The following is a 1,063-nucleotide window of genomic DNA, read 5'->3' on the forward strand; positions in this document are numbered from 1 at the left end:
AGCATCACAGGCCGCCGTGCGTCCGAGACCCTGTCTCAATAGCTCCCAGAACCGCGCCTCTCGGGCACGGTGGTCCAGCCTCGATCCCATCTGCAACACTCCAATTCACGGTGGTGTTGCAACGACCGGCTGAACCCACGACCGCCTCACCGGACTCCCCGTCGCGGTCATCGGTGCCGGCCCCGTCGGCCTTGCCGCCGCAGCGCACCTCCTCGAGCGCGGCCTCGACGTCGTGGTCTACGAAGCCGGCCCCAGCGTGGGCACGGCTGTCCGCGCCTGGGGACACACCCGCCTGTTCTCCCCGTGGCAATACGTCATCGACCCCGCCGCCCGCCGCCTGCTCGGACCCGCCGGATGGACCGAGCCGCGGCCGTCATCGCTGCCGACCGGGCATGACCTCGTCGCGCAGTACCTCGAACCCCTCGCCGCCACACCCCCACTCGCGTCGGTGATCCGGTACGGCACCTGGATCGACGCGGTCTCCCGGCAGGGCATGGACCGCACCCGCTCCACCGGCCGCGCCGACACCCCGTTCCTGCTTCGCCTGCGCAGCGGTGACACCACCAACACCGTCACCGCGCGCGCCGTCATCGACGCCTCCGGCACGTACACGACCCCGAACCCCCTCACCGCGGCAGGGCTCGAACCCACCGGCATGCTGGGAACCCGGATCACGTCCGCCCTGCCGGACGTCCTCGGAGCGGATCGTGCCCGGTTCGCCGAGAAGCGAGTCCTCGTCGTCGGTGCCGGCCACTCCGCCGCCAACACCCTCATCAAGCTCGCCGCCCTCGCAAAAGAAGCACCCGGCACCGAAGTGCTCTGGGCGATCCGCAACCCGGGTACAGCACGCCTCGGCACGGATGCCGCCGACGGACTCGCCGCCCGCGGGCAGCTCGGCTCCACTGTCCACGGCCTCGTGGAATCCGGTCAGGTGCAGCAGATCGCCTCGTACGAGATCGACGACGTCCGCGCCGACGGCGACCAGGTCACCGTCACCGGCCGTCGCGCCGGAGAGCCCTTCGCGGTGACCGTCGACGTCATCGTGAACGCGACCGGGTTCCGG

1 protein-coding gene is annotated in these 1,063 nt (G+C 71.1%); it reads left to right on the forward strand.

The features are described from left to right. Positions 1-169: 169 nt before the first annotated feature. On the forward strand, positions 170-1,063 hold an 894-nt coding region (locus tag HP507_RS07885), incomplete at its 3' end, for an NAD(P)-binding domain-containing protein (protein ID WP_175351243.1).

It is taken from the genome of Curtobacterium pusillum (assembly GCF_013359865.1).
Lineage (GTDB): Bacteria > Actinomycetota > Actinomycetes > Actinomycetales > Microbacteriaceae > Curtobacterium > Curtobacterium pusillum.